We start from the raw sequence: 16,979 nt of genomic DNA on the forward strand, positions 1-16,979 counted from the left end.
CCACAAGGGCATCGGGCGCCAATATTCTACACGTTTACGAGAGAGTTACTCGTAAAGGCGGAAGACGTTAAGCGTACCGCCCTGCGGGATATGCTGCAGGCCAGCGGCCTTCGTCATGGCCGTAGCACCGATGGCGCCGAACTTGTCGCTCAGGTCCAGACCAGCAGTGACCGGAAGACCGATCCAGCCGCCAATACCCGAGTAGACACCAACATACTGCTTGCCACCGACCTTGTAGGTGATCGGGTTACCGATGATGCCTGAACCAAGCTTGCGGCTCCACAGGACCTTACCGGAACTCCGGTCGACCGCGCGGAAGTCGCCACCAAGCGAGCCATAGAACATCAGACCACCGTCAGTGACCATGGTACCACCCCAGTTCGGATACGGATCCGGAATTTCCCAGATCGTCTTACCCGTCAGGACGTCGTACTTCTTGATCTTGCCAGTGGTGCCGGGCACCTCAGGATACATGTACACGTTCGCGAACACGTAGACAGTGCCCTGGTTCGTGTGCGTGCGCTCCTGCGGCTCCAACTCCATGCACCAGTTGTTGGTGGGCATGTAGAAGAGGTTCGGCTCCTTCGGATCAACAGCACCAGGCTGCTGGTCCTTACCACCCATCGCAGACGGGCAGGAAGAGACGTTACGGCCAACTTCGAGCGGTGAATGGTCACGAACCTTGACCGGACGGCCCGTCTTCATGTCGACCTTTTCGGCCCAGTCCGTCGTCACGTATTTCGTGGCGCGCAGAAGGGTACCGTCGGTACGATCCATGACATAGGCAAAGCCGTTACGGTCAAAGTGAGTGAGGGCCTTCACCTTCTTACCGTCAATTTCCATGTCGGTAAGAATGTTCTCGTTGATGCCGTCGTAGTCCCACTGGTCAAACGGAGTCATCTGATAAGCCCAGACAGCTTCGCCGTTTTCGATCTTACGAGCGAAGATCGTCATCGACCATTTGTTGTCGAACGCACCAGTGTTGCACTCCTCGTGGGTCTTGTCGGGGCAACGATAAGAAGGACTCCACAGACCGGGGTTACCGGTCGAGTAGTAGACCAGCTTCAGCTCGGGATCATAGGAAAACCAACCCCAAGCAGCGCCACCACCAATTTTGTAGTCCTCACCGGGGAAGGTCTTGATACCAAGATCCTCACCAGCCTGACCAAAATGGGGGTTGGCCTTGTTAGTCTCAGGCGTCAGGCACACGTCCTTATCGGAACCCGTGCTGTGGCACACCCAAGCCTCGGAGCCGTCGGCAAGATTCCAAGCGGCAACGCGACCACGAGCGGCAAATTCATCACCACCGAAGCCCTGAAACACCAAGTTATTGGCGATCAACGGAGCCGGCGTGATGGTCTCACCCTTCTCGGGATAGGCGTACTTGACGACCCATACTTCCTTACCGGTCTGGCCATCGAGGGCGATAACGAACCCGTCGAGCGTGCTGTACACGAACTTGCCATCGGCATAGGAGCCGCCACGGTTAACGGTGTCGCAGCAAGCGCGCGGCACAGCTGACTCGTCACGGTCGGTCTTCTTAACATACGACCAAACCTGCTTCGGATTGTCAGGGTCCGAAAGATCCAGAGCCTGAACAACGTTACAGTTGGACATGGACGGACAACCGGAAACCATGAACAGCATGGTCTTGCCGCCAACGTCCTTGATCACAAGCGGCTGACCCTCATGACCACGAAGGGCGTTCGTGCCCTGGGCCCAAGACATCTGCAGCTTGTTCACATTGTCGGTCGTAATGTCAGAGAGCGTGCTGTGACGCGACAGCTGGAAATCACGACCAGGGGCAGGCCACTGGTCAGGATCAGCCATACGCTTCAGCTGCTCTGCGTCGGTATCCATAGCCGACGCCTGGCCAGCAAACCCCATCGTCACTGCGACGATGGTGCCAGTCAGAACACCATACTTGATTGTCATATTCTTTCTCCTCTCCCTAGCTACTCAGTTCACCGAAACGAACTCTGAGTAATTCTGAACGCCTTGATTCACGCTTACCTGAGCAACGCTCAGGGTCAACGAGACCTTAGCAAATTTCGAAGCTGCCATCGTGTTTGTGGAAATTGGAGCCTGCCAGAAAACGCAAAAGCAAAAATTTTGCCCCGCGCCCGCTTCTGGCTGCGGGTACTCCGATGAACACAAGACGCGTTGACACCTCACGAGGAAATTGAGCCCGACGCTTTGCAAGTCACGTTGTATCCGTTCTTTCGTGGAACTTCGTTTCTCGCTCATTGCCGAGCAACAGGCCCATAATTGCCAAATGTAATGCCAATGCAAGTGAAATGTGGTCCTGGCAACGAATTCTGCTTAATGAGTTTTTCAATTGTTGCGCCGCACCAAAAATGCAAGGGCGCTGGGCAGCGAGGCGCGCCGCGTTAGCTCGGGTCGCCGATTCACGGCGCACCAAACATCAATGCGAATTCACGGCGCAACAAACATCAATGCGAAGAAGAATGAGATCCGCCCGCCGCACGCGGCCATGCCTCCGGGGCACCGGTTCGTATGGTCATGGACGGCAATTAGGACAGTTTCTTCCCATTCGCTGCCGGAAGATGTTGAATGGCAATTCGCATCAACTCAGGCAATGTGCGCACGCCGAGCTTTGCTTTGAGCTGCGTACAAGTGTTTGCCACCGTCTTGTAGCTGACGTTTAGATGATCAGCGATGACGCCATAGGGTTTCCCTTCGGCGACGAGTGCAAGCGTCTGCAACTCCCGAACTGTCATTCGGCGTAAAGGATTCGTTGTCCCGCGCGCCTCCATGAAGGCGACCTCCGAGGCAAGGTCGTGGCTGAGATAAGGGCGATTTTCACGCACGCGCCGAAAAGCGGTCTGCACCTCCTCAGGAGGGGTGTCCTTCAGGACATAGCCCGTGGCCCCGACCTCAAGGGCACGAGCTACGATCACTGGATCCGAATGCATGGTGAAAACCAAAATGGGCGTTTCTTGATCGTGCAAGCGCAGTCGTCGGATGAAGGACAATCCGCCGAGTGACCCGCTATGCATAGCAAGGTCGACGATAATTACGTCAGGCTTTTGAGTCCGATAGATCCGAAAACCATCCGCCAGACTTTGCGCCTGATGGACATGTTTCACGCCGACATCCTCCAAAAGCTGCTGGCACCCCTGCAGGACGATTGGATGATCGTCGATGACAAGAACTCTCGTCATGATAACTACCTGACTGATTCAGGCGCCCGTTCGGGCACCCCCTTTTCGTTTTTCTGCTTGATTGGAATTTCGACTCTGACGGTTGTGCCATCGGACGGCCCACTCTCGATCATGCACTGACCGCCAACAGATCGTACGCGCTCCGTCATCGTCGTGAGCCCGAAGCCCTTGGACGCGGTTGGCGCTATGCCTTTACCATCGTCAGTGACCATCAACCGGATCTGGTTGTTATGACCGCGGTCATTTGCCAGGCGTTGCTGTTCGAGGTCCACGTGGACCTTGTCTGCATGACCGTGGCGAATCGCATTGGTAATCGCCTCTTGAATGCAGCGATAAATCGCGAGGTCGACGGATTCCCCGTAGGACTTCGCGATCGATCCCACGGTGGTTTGAATCTGCGTGTCGGGATGGCGGCTTTGAAGACCCGCCGTGAGCTCCACGATGAGGTCGCCCAGCTTGACTTGGCCAAGTGGGCCCGGACGAAGCTTCTTGAGGAGCGCCCGATTCATGGCCTTCAAGCGCTCGGCGATCGAAAGTATTTCGCCGGCGCGGTTGGTGATTCTCGTGGCACGATCGCCGGACAACTGACCCGCGGTCGTCTGGATCGACGAGGCATTCGCGGCAATGCCGAATAGGCACGGCCCCGCCTCGTCGTGGAGCTCGTTGGCGATCTCGCGGCGTTCGGCCTCCTGGACGTTGATAAGCTGCCGGTAGAGGCTCGCATTCTCTTTTCGCGCCACTTCGAGGGCGTTCGCCAGCATGTTGAACCGATCCGTAATGACAGCGAGTTCCTTAAGCTTCGAGCTCGGCAGCCGGGCCCCGTACTCGCCACCCTCGAGCTGATACATGCCCTTGGACAGGCTTGCGAGCGGATCGAGCACACGCCCGAGCACGATATAGAGGATGACGAGCACAATTGCGTTAATCGCGAGCCAGATCAGCGCAAGCGACGAGAAATCCTGCCAGGCCTCGTTGATTTCATCCGCGGGTTCGCCAAGGATGATGACGGGATGCACGCCATTCGGAAGTAGGCGCACCGTCCGCTGCGCAACCTCGGGGTGGACGAGCGCCACGAACCAAGTGGGCGCTTGGGAGCCGTCGATTCCGCTCGCTTCCCCTTTGGGCGAAATGATCGCCAGCTGGCCTGACTTGCTCATGAACATGATTCGGACATGGCGCAAATGCTTCAACTGTGGCGGCAACTCTTCGTCGAGGGCTTCAAGTTTTCCTTGCGCCGCTAGGTCCCTGAGCGTCACATCGACAAAGCGTTCGGCGACCTCCAGTGACGCCTCCATCTCCACCTTGGTCGCCGTTCGAGTGTTGAGAATAGACACCGCGCCCGCGATCAAGGCTGCAACGAGATTGATCATCGCGACGACAACAATGAGTTGCGTGCGAACGGGTTGATCGTACCAGAGCTTCTGCAGCACTCTCAGAACGCCTCCACAGCGAAACGGACCTTGCAAGCAGCCAATGAACCTGGGCCGCTTGTTGTCTGCAATGCCTACGCTCATCGGCCATGCCTATGCAAACACCGCTCACATAGCGCGTGCGAGCGCCGGCACACTGCGTAAGGCATTGGGATTCAACGGTTCGGCCAAATGCAGTCCACGACCGAAGTCGCCAAATAGCAATGGCATTCGTCGCAATAGCATTACCAAATGTTCCCGGCCAACATAGGGAAAACGGTCTGGGCGGCGCGGTCGGCGTCGGCAAGGGCGTATGCGAAGGCGCGGCGAAAGCCGGCAAGAACGTAGTCGACGGAGCAGCCGGTATCGTCGGTGGCGCCGCGGACATGACCAAGGGCGCCGTTGAAGGCGTGGTCGGCGGCAACTTGCGCGCCGATTAACCTTGCAAAGCACGACCGGGATATGTGATGCCATCGGGCACACACACCCCAACGGGGCGCCTGAACGAGACTTTCAGGAAGAACCAAACAACGGGACTTCACGACAGGGAGACGGAACTGATGAATATCGCCAAGAACGCCTTTATAGCGCTTGCATTGACTGTTGGGTTGGGCCTCGGCACGGCGCACGCCGAGGAAAGCTGGCTCGACAGCATCAAAAGCGCCCTGGGCATGGGCGGCGATTCTGCAGGTGACGCTGCGAAAGACGCGGAAGGTGCAGCCAGCTCAGCCGGAAAAGCCGCTGAAGGCGCCGTTGAGAGCGCAACTGGCGCTGCCGAAGATGCCGCCTCAGGTGCGGCCAGCATGACCGAGAGTGCCGTTGAGGGCGCTGCCGACATGGCCAAAGATGCAGGCCGTGGCGCGGTCGACGCGGGCAAAGAAATGGGCAAGGACGCCATGGGCATGGGCGACGCCGCTGGCGGCATGGTTGACAGCGCGGTCGAAGGCGCCGCCGGCATGGCGAAGGAAGGCTCCGATGCCGCGGTCGACACCGGTAAGGAAATGACCAAGGACGCCATGGGCATGGGCGAGAGCGGCCAGTAAACGGCCCTCCACTTACCGGTCTGACGGAAAATTCGGGGTGTGCGATGCCAAAGGGCTCGCGCGCCCTTTTTCTTATCCGGTGGATGGCCGGACGAGCCCTAGTGGCACATCAGGACGGCCACATCGGTGTTCCGAAGAACGTGGTCTGTCGCGCCTCCAAAGATCCATTCCTGCCATCGCCAGCGGCCATAGCCGCCCATGACGAGCAACACCCCGGCACCGGCTTCCTCGAGAATCGCATCGCCGACGTCGCGCTCGCCGAGCTGAACCGACTTCAACTCGACCGGAAGGCACGCCGCAGTCAGATAGTTGGCCATCGCCACTGCCGTCTCGTCCTCGGGTTCACCGTCCGCGACGAGACTGATCACCCGGACGCGCCGCGCGCGTTCGAGAAACGGGGCGGCGGCGGCGACCGCGCGTGCCGACTCGACGGAGTCTTTCCAGGCGATGACGACGGTCTCCCCGACGTGGCCGCCCGCCTCGTCGGGAACGAACAGCGCCGGCCTCCCCGATGAGAACAGCGCGGCATCCCGCGCTTCAGCAAACATTTCGTCGGCCGCCGCCGAGACCGTCGGCAGCACGCTTAGATCGGCGGTTTTGGCACGTTGGGCAACGGCGGGGCCCACAAGACCTTCGACGGTGAGCAACTGCACTTCCACCTCGCCCCGATCGGCCGAGGCCTTCTCGAACCAAGCGACCGCTTCTTTCTCTTCATAGGCGACCTGCTTTCGAGACACGTCTAGATAGGCCTCGAAATAGATCGGACTGAGCTCCGTCGCATAAGGCAGCCGTTGGGAGGGCGGAGGACAGGGGTGCAGGACTTCGAGCTCGGCTTCGAAGAGCCGGGCAAGGTCGAAAGCCACGTCCGCACAGGCCGATGTTGTCCCCTTCGCATTGATAGGCAGCAGCACTCTTGTGGGTTTCATGAAACGCCTCCCAATATCTGCCACGTCTCTACCTTAGTCTCTCTCATCGCCCTTCGGGGCACCTTGACCCAACGCAAAGAAGACGCTCGCCTTTTCTCCACATTTGGGAGCAGAATAAGCGACACAGTTTGCGAAATTGAGACGCAGTTTGGAGGCGCTTTATGGACTTTCCCTTGGATATCAGCTTCCGCAACATGGACCCTTCCCCGGCGGTCGAGACCAGAATCCGTGAGAAAGTGGCAAAGCTCGGCCGACTCTACAACCGCATCATCGGTTGCACCGTGGTCGTCGAAGCACCGCACCGACACCATCACAAGGGCAAGCTCTACAGCGTTCACATCGACATTAGCGTTCCCGGAAAAGACTTGGTCGTGGATCGCGCCAAGCCGCTCGACCACGCGCACGAGGATGTCTATCTCGCCGTGCGGGATGCATTCAAAGCGGCCGCAAGGCGGCTCGAAGACCACGCTCGGCGGATGCGCGGGGACGTGAAGACCCACAACGCACCCACTCCGGACGGCACGGCGGCACCTGCGGAGTAATGGCGGTTACGCTTTCCAAAACGCTCTGATTTCGGCGAAGCGCGCATAGGCCTGCCTCGCCGTTTTCAATAGTGCTTTCTCTTCGCCAGGACCGAGTTTCGGCATTGGCCGCGTCACCGGGTCTGGTCCGTCGTTGCCAAGGTCGAAGAGCGTCTGCCGATTGGCGATGTCGTTCAGCATACCAAGCGAGTCCTGAAGCTTCTCAAGCGCTGCGAGCGATTTCCGACACCGCTTAGCGCTTCGCTTTCCCGGAAAGGTCGCACTGAAGAACTCGCTTCCATAGCGCATTTGCTTTGCCCGAATACGCAACCGATGACGTTGGGGCACGCTCAGCTTTTGAAGGTCTTTCCCCTTCTTCACGACGCTGCGGCGCAGTTGCGAGAGTGTCGCGGACGCGTAGCCCTCGACAGGCTCCCGGGCCAGCCGATTGCTGCCCTCGGTCCAATCGCCGAACTCGATCCAAGCGCCCACATCCAGCAGCGCAAGTCGGAAACGCGCCGAGCCTGTCGCCACGACGGCGGCCTTGTAAGCCTCTTCTCGCGCTCGGCGAACCCGCTCTTCAACGGCCTTCCAACCCAGATCGTCTGGATAGTCCGCACGATGTGGCTCCATGATGTCGGAGATGAACACGTCGAGATCGCGGGCGCGTCCGAGCCGGCCGGCGATCCACTTCAGCTCGTCGCCGATTTGCGCACGGTGGGGACCGTCGACCACGTCTCCAAAGAGCGTGACCGCCGCCCGCAAGCGCCTCAGGCCCACGCGCATCTGATGCAGCGACTCGGCATGGCCTGCGCGCGTTCCCGGCAGGTTTACCAGAACTTGGCGCAGGCAGTTGCGCGCGACGATACGAAAGGCGTTCGCGCAGGTCTCTTCCGGTGCAATGTCGATAGGCAAGGCCCTTTCGAACTCGGGTTCGCCGCCGTCGAGAAGATCAAAACCGCGCTCCGCCTTGGTCTTCACGCTCAAGGTCAACGGCACGGTTTCGGCCAGGTACTTCGCCAGCGAAAACAACGTGGCGCATTTCCCGGACTTCAACTCGAGCTCGAGCTCGCAGACACGCGTGCTATTGTCGCCCGCGACGATATCGCCTTGATCGACAGCCGCCTCGACCAAGGTCCCCTCGTCGTCAATGAGGTGGGTTTGGCGCGCGAACCGGGTTTCGAACCGCGGACCGAGCGCCGCCCGCACAGTGTCGCTGAGAAGCGGTGCGAGCGCGGTCCCCTTCGCCGCGGAAAGATCGAAGGCGTTCGACGGCAGCGCGCATTCCCACTCACGCCTCTCCAGGAACTCGCTCTCGGCGCGCGCGGTCTTGATCGTCTGGACATAGCCCGCACCGGCGTTACGTACCCTCAGGAACACACCCGCTTTACGCAAATCATCGTCCGGTGTGTCGTAATAGACGGAAACAAGCTCGCGCTCCTTCGACTCCAGAACGCGCGGTCCCGACGGCGCGTCGTCCCCGGCCGAAAAAAGGGGATGCGCACACAAGGCCGCGGCATGCGCGGGATCGAAGACGAGCTTGAGCTCGATCTCCTTGGCCTCACTCTCCGGTGTCGCTGAGGACACAATCCTCTCCCAATACAAACGGGCGACGCAGTTTGCCCGCGCCGTTCGGTGCCGTCACTCTATCCTTGAGAAAATGGAAGGTACATATCGCCGGCCGGTCTATCGTTACAGAAACTCCCTCGGGCTAGCAGAATGCGCGCGTCACATGGCCGGCGCGCCTGTCACATTGTCTTTGTTCGTTTGTACCGCATCAATGAGGACCTATGGGCCTCAAACCGCGTGGGAGAGGTGCGGACCGTGCCGGACGGCTCGGGAGGCTCAGTGCCGCCATTGGCGCCCATATACACCAAACGGTTCCAGCCCGCGCTCTTGGCGGCGTAGAGCTCCGACTCTGCGCTGCGAAAGAGGCTGGAAAGGCCAGAGTCCACCTCGCTGTCGGAGGCAACACCGATGCTCACGGTCGCGCCGACTGGAAGGCCGTTCACGAATCCCGCCGCCTGCTCAAACTCCTCACGCAAGCGTTTGGCCTCCTCCTCGACGGCAATTACGCCATCTACACTCGGGAGGATCACCGCAAACTCCTCGCCGCCGAGGCTGAGCCAAGGGACTAGGTTTAAGCAACGGTGCTTTGGGAGCTTCCGTCACCTCGTGTACACCGCTTAAGCGAACGGGCGGTGCTGAGGGAAGTCAAAACCGATAAAGCCAGCCGGGCCTTCCGATGAGGAAACCGGCGCGGCTCCGCTATCCTTCAATCAGCCCTGCATTGGGGGACGAGCCCTGGCGGTTTAGAGTGTCGTCCGTCAGGAATCTCCCTCACTTAAGTGTCGCGGGAACTCAGCCTCCGTCTCTCCAACCACCCCGCGATTATTAAGCCCCGACGTCCTCCCAACGTCGGGGCTTCTCAATGCGCAAATAAAAAAAGCCCCGACCAGGAGGCCGGGACTGAGAAGAACAGGGAAAGACGCGGCCACCGGGGGGCAAGCCACGACCGGGGGTGTTTTTATCCCGTGGCAACGGGTGCGGGGAAGTGAAAGTCGGCGCGTCTTCCCAGGGCCGCAGCGTCCCAGCATGTGGCCTGCTCATGCCGCCTGATAATCGCCATGCTTGCCGGTCTAAACTTCGACCGAAAGATTCGAGGGAACTAGCTTTGCTAGGGGGGAAAAGCCTGGTCCGGGGGGACACGGGCTTTTTCTTTGCCTGGATCCTCGGACAAGAAGAAGCCCCAGACGCGGGGGACGAACCGGGGCTTCGGGTTCCTTTTGGGGGGGGAACAATTGTGATGCGAGGGAGAAGCATCACGTAACTTATATATGCACGCCGATAAGCAGAATCCACCGTTCGAGGTAATCGCGCTTCATGCGGTCTGGGACTTGATTGCGAAGACGGCGGGGCGTCAAAATGCTACCTAGTTTGCTACCTAGGTGCCTTTTGGTGAAGGCTAACGCATTGAAAATGAAAGATAAAATTCGGGCGCAGCACATCCTCCAGGAGGGCCTGTCGATGGACCTTAGCGAGGTCTGGTCTTGGGTCGGTCATGAGCGGTCCCCGGGGCTGAGCGGATCGACTGCGCGCGGGTCCCCTCATTGAACGTCGGATGGCTCTAGAGAGCCTTGAGCGGGATCAAGCGCTCTGAGCCTCTCAAGACTGGTTGTGCCGCTCGATGCCGGCGTGGATGAGGTCGCCCGCCTCGCCGACCTCGGCCCAGCGCACGACCTTCACCCATTTTCCCGGCTCCAGGTCCTTGTAGTGCTCGAAAAAGTGCCCGATCTGCTCGACGAGGATTTCGGGAAGGTCGCGGTAGCTCGACACGCGCTTGTAGTAAGGGTGCAATTCGTCGATCGGTACGGCGATGATCTTTTCGTCGATCCCCGCCTCGTCCTCCATCAACAGCGCGCCTACCGGCCGCGCGCGGATAACAGAGCCCGGGGAGACCGGGGTGTGCGTGATCACGATGCAGTCCACAGGATCGCCGTCTTCGGAGAGCGTGTGCGGGATGAAACCGTAATTGGCCGGATAGAACATGGCCGTGTGCAGGAAGCGGTCGACGAAGAGCGCGCCGGACTTCTTATCGACTTCGTATTTCACCGGCGATCCGCCTTGCGGAATCTCGATGATCACATTGACTTCGTGGGGCGGATTGTCGCCAACCGGAATGCGCAGGATATCCATGAAAACTGAGCCTCCTAAGCTCTTGCAACGGCCGGCACGTCGATCATTGCCGTCCAGATCAAAGCAAATACACCGACGCCCGCCCTAGCCGGATCTCGTCTACGGCGTTGCGCGCCGGTGCGGCGGTAAATATGCCCATGCCCGTCCAAATCTATGAGAACACCGACGACAGGCCCGTCGTGCGGGCCAAGCCCCGCCAATGTGCCAACACGTGAATTCCGCATGCTGATAACACGTCCGGGCGGGGTTGCCAGGGCCATATCGGCGAACTTGATAACAAGTCGCACCCTCGTCACCGCACGGTGCCAAGACTTGGACGACCTCGTCATGAAAACGGCAGCCATTTCTGTGAGAGTCCATTCCGTTCGCCACATCGCTTACCCTGGACCGGGCCTGCGGGTCTAGGAGCCAAAAGTAGGACGCGGCCTAGTTCCCCCCCACGTCGGGCCTCATACCCTCGCGCCTAAGCTTTGCAATAGCACCGGGCCTTGCGACGTGCCGACAATCTATGAGTTCATCGCCAGGCTTCTGGTAATCACCGCGCTTTTTGCCTGGGTCAACCAGCGCTACCTACGTCTGCCCAACACGGTTGGGATCATGGCGATGGGGATATGCGCCTCGCTCATCCGGTCAAACAGGACGAGGAATAGCGAAGCTTGTACTATTCACCCCCCATACGCTTCGGTTAGAACCAAGACCGGACGCCTCAACAAAAAATCAAACGGAGGACTCATGCGCTCGTGTTTCATTGTTTTCGGCCTCGCTATCGTGACGCTTACCCTAATCGGCACGGTGGTGCATGCGGAGAAGGTTCGCTGTTCGGCCATTCGCGATTCCGCCATGTGCTTGTCGGAGCCGAGCTGCTGGTACGACGCGGCGAACAACAAAGGCTGCCTCGACGGTCCTGCGCCAAATGCAGACCGGTGCAACTCGCATCTTGGCGAGTCGACCTGCAACACCAGCAGTTTCAGCTGCACATGGAACACAGGTGCAGAAGCGTGCGTTTCCAAGTCGCCTTAGATTAGATATGACGCCCTAGGCTTCAGCCGTTCCAACAAGCGGAGTGGGTCATGATCGAGCTTCTCAAAGGCTTTCCCAGCAATGTCGTGGCGATCGCCTGTCACGGCGATGTCTCGCGGCAGGACTATGACGACGTGCTGATCCCGGCGGTGGAGAAGGCTCTCCAGTCCAACAACAAAGTCCGCATGCTGTACGAGGTCGCGCCCGACTTTGCTGGCTACGACGCAGGCGCGGCCTGGGAAGACTTTAAGACCGGAATGGAGCACTTCTCCAAATGGGACCGCATTGCCGTCGTAACCGACGTCGAGTGGATCGCGGCCTCGGTGAAAGTCTTCAGCGTCTTCATGCCCAGCACGATTCGTGTCTATCCGCTCGCCGACGCCGCCCAGGCGCGGCTGTGGATCACGCAGGCGGCCTAGCTCTACTCACGGCGGAGCGCGTCGATCGGGTCGAGCTGCGCGGCGCGCCAGGAAATAGCCGAAGGCGACGCCGATCAGTGCGGAGAACGCGAAGGCAATCGCCACGATTCCCGGATCGAAGACGAAGGGAATCTTCATACCCGCAGATGCCGCCCTGGCGAGCCCCAAGCCGAGCGCGACGCCGATGGGCTTCTTGCCGCCTTTTGGAAATCGATCGCGTACAAAACTCATACGTCAGTTCTAAGGCTTGATCGAAACGCCATTGACGGACACTGTGCATACCGGCTCCGGTCTCCTCGGGGCCGTCATCGGCGCAGATACTTGAAACGAGCGGTGAATGTGGGCTTCACCCGCGTGTCATGCGCGTTCGTGATTTTGGCGCAAGCTTTTGGGCTCTTATGGTTTAGGGCACAAGAAACTCAGGAGGTTCGGCGACGGTGGCGCAGACTCAAGACAAGATCGACGAGCTGGCGATCAATACGATCCGGACCCTGTCGATCGACGCCATTCAGAAAGCGAATTCCGGCCACCCAGGAACGGCCATGGATGCCGCTCCGGTCGCCTATACGCTGTGGCAGCAGTTTCTGCGCTACGACCCGAAATCCCCTTACTGGATCAACCGTGACCGCTTCGTGCTGTCATCGGGCCACGCCTCGATGCTGCTCTACAGCCTGATTCATCTGGCCGGAACCGAAGCGGCGGATTCGGTCTACCAGAAACAGGGCGGCGAAGCCGTCACCCTCGCCGATATCGAGAGCTTCCGCGAGGACGGCAGCCGTTGCCCGGGTCACCCCGAATATGGCTGGACCACGGGGGTAGAGTCGACCACCGGGCCGCTGGGCCAAGGCATCGCCACCAGCGTCGGCATGGCCATCGCCGGCAAATGGCTGGCCGCGACCTACAACAAGCCCGACTTCGAACTCTTCGATTACAATGTCTATGCCGTTTGCGGCGAGGGCTGCCTGATGGAGGGCGTCGGCAACGAAGCTGCGTCCCTGGCCGGGCATCTCAAACTGTCCAACCTGTGCTGGATCTTCGACAACAACAACGTGACCATTGACGGCCACGCCGACATTACCTTCACCGAGGACGTCGCCAAGCGTTTCGAAGCGTATGGCTGGAATGTCGTCCGGGTCGCGGACGCGAACGATCTCGGCGAGCTCACCGGCGCCTTGAATGAGTTCCTTGCCGCCGACGATGCACCGACGATCATCATCGTACACAGCCATATCGGTTACGGATCGCCCGGTAAGCACGACACGCCTAAGGCGCACGGCGAGCCGCTGGGCCCCGATGAGGTGCGCCGTACCAAAGAGTTCTTCGGCTTCGACCCGGACAAGTTCTTCGTGGTGCCTGACGGGGTACGCGAGCACTTCACCACGCATATAGGACGCCGCGGCGCGGGCGTGCGCGTCAAATGGGAGGCGCTGTTCGCCGATTATGGGCGCGCTTATCCCGACGAGGCCAAGCAGGTCAAACTGATCCGCGACCGCGACCTGCCCGAGGGCTGGGATGCGGACATTCCAAGCTTCGATGCAGACGCCACCGGCATCGCCACGCGCGCCGCGTCCGGCAAGGTGCTGAACGCAGTCGCAGCGAAGGTGCCATGGGTTCTGGGTGGTGCGGCGGACGTGGCCGGCAGCACCAAGGTCATTCTAGACTATGCGGATGCGGGCGAGTTCCAACCCTATGGCGAACTCGGCGACTACAGCGGCAACAATCTGCGCTACGGCATTCGCGAGCATGCAATGTGCGCCGTGGTGAACGGCATGGTGCTGTCTGGCTTGCGCGCCTACGATTCCTGCTACCTGATTTTCACGGACTATGCGCGTGGGGCGATCCGCCTCGCCTCGCTGATGGACATTCCTGTGCTCCATATCTGGACTCATGATTCAATCAGCCTGGGCCAGGACGGGCCGACGCATCAGCCTGTGGAACAACTGGCCTCGTTGCGGGCGATCCCAGGTCTCATGGTCATCCGGCCCGCGGATGCCAACGAGACCGCGGAGGCCTATCGGCTCGCCCTGCCCAATAAGAGCCGGCCCGTGGCGCTCGTTCTCACACGGCAGACCATCCCGATTTTTGACCGCTCCACGTTTGCGACGGCCTCGGGGCTCACCAAGGGTGCCTATGTGCTGGCGGATGCGCCCGACGGCAAACCGGACGTCATTCTGATCGGCACGGGAAGCGAAGTGGCCCTGTGCGTTGCCGCGCGCGACCTGCTGGCGAAAGACAATATCCAGGCCCGCGTCGTATCAATGCCCTGCCGCGAATTGTTCGAAGAGCAGCCAGACGAGTACAAGTGCTCAGTTCTGCCACGGGAGATCACGGCCAGAGTGACGGTCGAGGAAGCCTCGCCGCTCGGTTGGGACCGGTACGCGGGCCCGGACGGTATCGTCCTCGGCATGAACACGTTCGGCCTGTCGGCACCGCTCAAAGTCGTCTCGGAGCATTTCGGCTTTACGCCGGAGAAGGTCGCTGAAGCTGCGAAGAAAACATTGGGACGATAGAGACTGCCGCGCTTCGCCCAGCTGGTGCGCGTGTTTTTGAAGTTACGAATCGAGGAGAGAGACAATGCAACTCGGCATGATCGGCCTCGGCCGGATGGGCGCCAACATGGTCATTCGCGCCATGAAAGCGGGACACGACTGCCACGTCTTCGATACCCACGCCGAGGCGGTCAAAGACCTCACCGCGAAGGGCGCCAAGGGTAGCACCGATTTGAGCGCCTTCGTGTCAGGGCTCGATAAGCCGCGCGCGGTGTGGATGATGGTGCCCGCGGGCGCCGTGGATGCTGTCATCGCCGAACTCGTGCCACACCTGGAAGCTGGCGATATCCTGATCGACGGCGGCAACTCCTACTACCATGATGACATTCGCCGGGCCGGCGCGCTGAAGGACCAGGGCATTCATTATGTGGATGTCGGCGTCAGCGGCGGGGTCTGGGGCCTCGATCGCGGCTATTGCATGATGATCGGCGGCGAGGACGACGTGGTTGCGCGCCTTGATCCCATCTTCAAGACGCTGGCGCCGGGCGTCGACGAAGCGCCCCGCACGCCGGGCGCGACGGGCGAGGCTTCGGCCGCCGAGAACGGCTATCTCCATTGCGGGCCGAACGGCGCGGGCCATTACGTCAAGATGGTGCATAACGGCATCGAGTACGGGATCATGGCCGCTTACGCCGAGGGACTGAACATTCTTCACCACGGCAATATCGGCAAGACCCAGCGCACGACCGACGCCGAGACCACGCCACTCCGCAACCCGGAATATTATCAATACGACATCAACCTGCCCGAGGTCGCCGAAGTTTGGCGGCGCGGCAGTGTGATCGGCTCGTGGCTGCTGGACCTAACTGCAAGTGCGCTGCGCAAGAGCCCGGACCTCGCCAATTTCGAGGGCCGCGTGTCGGACTCCGGCGAAGGCCGCTGGACCCTGCTCGCCGCCATCGACGAAGGCGTACCGGCGCCCGTCATCAGCTCGGCGCTGTTCTCGCGCTTCGCCTCGCGCGGCAATGCGGAGTTCGCCGACAAGCTGATGTCGGCCATGCGCTTCGAATTCGGCGGTCATCTCGAGAAGAAAGGCTGATTGAGGTACGCGATGTCTCAGCCGAACAACGCCCACTCCGACGCGCTGGTCTTTTTCGGTGCGACGGGCGACCTCGCCAATAAGCAGATCTTTCCCGCACTCTACGGGCTCGTGCGCGACGAAGGACTGTCTGTTCCCATTATCGGCGTAGCGCGCTCGGGATGGGATCTCGACCAGCTCAAGCAACGCGCCGCGGACAGCGTAAAAGCCCATGGCGGCGACATCGAAAGCGACGCGTTCAAGAAGCTCACGAGCCTGTTGAACTATGTGGACGGGGACTATTCTGACCCCAACGTCTTCAAGGCTCTCCGCAAAGACCTCGGCGATGCCAAGCGCCCCTTGCACTATCTCGCGATCCCACCCGCCCTGTTCTCGGAAGTCGCCTCGCAGCTGGCCAAGTCGGGCTATGCGGAGAACGCGCGGCTCGTGGTCGAAAAGCCGTTCGGCCGCGACCGGGAATCGGCACAGGAGCTGAGCAATATCCTCGATCAGTATTTTGCCGAGAAGAACATCTTCCGCATCGATCACTATCTCGGCAAAGAGCCGGTGCAGAACATTCTCTACACGCGCTTTGCCAATTCGATTTTCGAACCGCTTTGGAACCGCAACTATGTGCGCAGCATCCAGATCACCATGGCCGAGAATTTCGGCGTTCAGGATCGCGGAGCGTTCTACGACAGCGCGGGCGCAATTCGCGACGTCTTGCAGAACCACATGCTGCAAATTCTGGCCTCGCTCACCATGGATCCGCCGACGGGCCAGGAACACGAAGCGATCCGCGACCGCAAAGCGAGCCTGTTGAAAGCCGTGCGTCCGCTCGACGCCAACCATCTCGTGCGCGGCCAGTATCACGGCTATCTGGACGTTCCGGGCGTGCGCCCCGGCTCGACCGTGGAAACCTACGCAGCGGCCAAGCTCTTTATCGATAGCTGGCGCTGGGAGGGCGTGCCCATTTTCATCCGCACGGGCAAATGCCTGCCGGTCAGCGTGGCCGAAGCCGTTGTGGAGTTCAAACGGCCACCGCGGGAGACGTTCGGCGAGATCAAGGCGATCGGTTGTGGCCATATGCGCTTCCGCATCCAGCCGGACGTGACCATCGCGCTCGGCACGCGCGTCAAGGTCCCGGGCGACCGCATGATCGGCGACGACGTGGAGCTGATACTGACCCGCCA

At 60.3% G+C, this 16,979-nt stretch carries 14 protein-coding genes and 1 pseudogene; 7 read left to right on the forward strand and 8 right to left on the reverse strand.

Translation table 11 applies throughout. From position 1 onward, the window contains the following. Positions 1-45: 45 nt before the first annotated feature. The 3 genes from WBQ77_RS07295 to WBQ77_RS07305 all read right to left on the reverse strand — a co-directional run bounded on the left by WBQ77_RS07295 (position 46) and on the right by WBQ77_RS07305 (position 4,615). Positions 46-1,935 (reverse strand): PQQ-dependent dehydrogenase, methanol/ethanol family, encoded by a 1,890-nt coding sequence (locus tag WBQ77_RS07295; RefSeq protein ID WP_424059577.1) that lies wholly within the window; start codon positions 1,933-1,935, stop codon positions 46-48. 599 nt (positions 1,936-2,534) lie between these two features. Beyond that, the gene (locus tag WBQ77_RS07300) at positions 2,535-3,185 is read right to left on the reverse strand and encodes a response regulator (RefSeq protein ID WP_424059579.1); all 651 of its coding nucleotides are present in this window, start codon (positions 3,183-3,185) and stop codon (positions 2,535-2,537) included. 5 nt (positions 3,186-3,190) lie between these two features. After that, complete coding sequence (locus WBQ77_RS07305; protein WP_424059581.1) at positions 3,191-4,615, reverse strand: ATP-binding protein; 1,425 nt, start codon at positions 4,613-4,615, stop codon at positions 3,191-3,193. A gap of 203 nt (positions 4,616-4,818) precedes the next feature. On the opposite strand from WBQ77_RS07305, the gene WBQ77_RS07310 reads away from it, so the two are divergent. Both WBQ77_RS07310 and WBQ77_RS07315 read left to right on the forward strand, forming a co-directional pair. Next, positions 4,819-5,034, forward strand: coding sequence for a hypothetical protein (locus WBQ77_RS07310; RefSeq protein ID WP_424059582.1), 216 nt, complete (start codon positions 4,819-4,821; stop codon positions 5,032-5,034). A gap of 120 nt (positions 5,035-5,154) precedes the next feature. Beyond that, positions 5,155-5,637, forward strand: coding sequence for a hypothetical protein (locus WBQ77_RS07315; RefSeq protein WP_424059584.1), 483 nt, complete (start codon positions 5,155-5,157; stop codon positions 5,635-5,637). A 98-nt stretch (positions 5,638-5,735) separates the two neighbouring features. On the opposite strand, the gene WBQ77_RS07320 is transcribed toward WBQ77_RS07315, so the two are convergent. Beyond that, positions 5,736-6,563, reverse strand: coding sequence for a hypothetical protein (locus WBQ77_RS07320; protein ID WP_424059586.1), 828 nt, complete (start codon positions 6,561-6,563; stop codon positions 5,736-5,738). A 161-nt stretch (positions 6,564-6,724) separates the two neighbouring features. Here WBQ77_RS07320 and WBQ77_RS07325 point away from each other — a divergent pair, with 161 nt between their 5' ends. Beyond that, on the forward strand, positions 6,725-7,105 hold the full coding sequence (locus WBQ77_RS07325; RefSeq protein ID WP_424042450.1) for an HPF/RaiA family ribosome-associated protein: 381 nt from the start codon (positions 6,725-6,727) through the stop codon (positions 7,103-7,105). Between the two features lie 6 nt (positions 7,106-7,111). On the opposite strand, the gene WBQ77_RS07330 is transcribed toward WBQ77_RS07325, so the two are convergent. From WBQ77_RS07330 to ppa, 3 genes and pseudogenes are all read right to left on the reverse strand, one after another. After that, complete coding sequence (locus tag WBQ77_RS07330) at positions 7,112-8,671, reverse strand: CHAD domain-containing protein (protein WP_424059588.1); 1,560 nt, start codon at positions 8,669-8,671, stop codon at positions 7,112-7,114. Between the two features lie 161 nt (positions 8,672-8,832). Then, positions 8,833-9,192 (reverse strand): annotated as a pseudogene (locus tag WBQ77_RS07335) (GGDEF domain-containing protein); the annotation flags it as partial. Positions 9,193-10,249: 1,057 nt separating this feature from the next. Then, entirely contained in the window at positions 10,250-10,780 is a 531-nt protein-coding gene (ppa, locus tag WBQ77_RS07340) for an inorganic diphosphatase (RefSeq protein ID WP_424042452.1), read from the reverse strand. Positions 10,781-11,850: 1,070 nt separating this feature from the next. On the opposite strand from ppa, the gene WBQ77_RS07345 reads away from it, so the two are divergent. Next, positions 11,851-12,219, forward strand: a complete 369-nt coding sequence (locus WBQ77_RS07345; RefSeq protein WP_424042453.1) for an STAS/SEC14 domain-containing protein — start codon at positions 11,851-11,853, stop codon at positions 12,217-12,219. A gap of 6 nt (positions 12,220-12,225) precedes the next feature. Here the strand turns inward: WBQ77_RS07345 and WBQ77_RS07350 are convergent, their stop codons facing one another. Then, positions 12,226-12,450, reverse strand: a complete 225-nt coding sequence (locus WBQ77_RS07350) for a hypothetical protein (protein ID WP_424042454.1) — start codon at positions 12,448-12,450, stop codon at positions 12,226-12,228. A gap of 206 nt (positions 12,451-12,656) precedes the next feature. Between WBQ77_RS07350 and tkt the strand changes: the two genes are divergently transcribed. The 3 genes from tkt to zwf all read left to right on the forward strand — a co-directional run. Beyond that, on the forward strand, positions 12,657-14,729 hold the full coding sequence (gene tkt / locus WBQ77_RS07355; protein ID WP_424059590.1) for a transketolase: 2,073 nt from the start codon (positions 12,657-12,659) through the stop codon (positions 14,727-14,729). 64 nt (positions 14,730-14,793) lie between these two features. After that, complete coding sequence (gene gnd / locus WBQ77_RS07360) at positions 14,794-15,807, forward strand: phosphogluconate dehydrogenase (NAD(+)-dependent, decarboxylating) (protein ID WP_424059592.1); 1,014 nt, start codon at positions 14,794-14,796, stop codon at positions 15,805-15,807. Positions 15,808-15,819: 12 nt separating this feature from the next. Further along, the coding region (gene zwf / locus WBQ77_RS07365) for a glucose-6-phosphate dehydrogenase (RefSeq protein ID WP_424059594.1) at positions 15,820-16,979 on the forward strand (1,160 nt) is incomplete at its 3' end.

The organism is Methyloceanibacter sp. (assembly GCF_049590335.1).
GTDB lineage: Bacteria > Pseudomonadota > Alphaproteobacteria > Rhizobiales > Methyloligellaceae > Methyloceanibacter.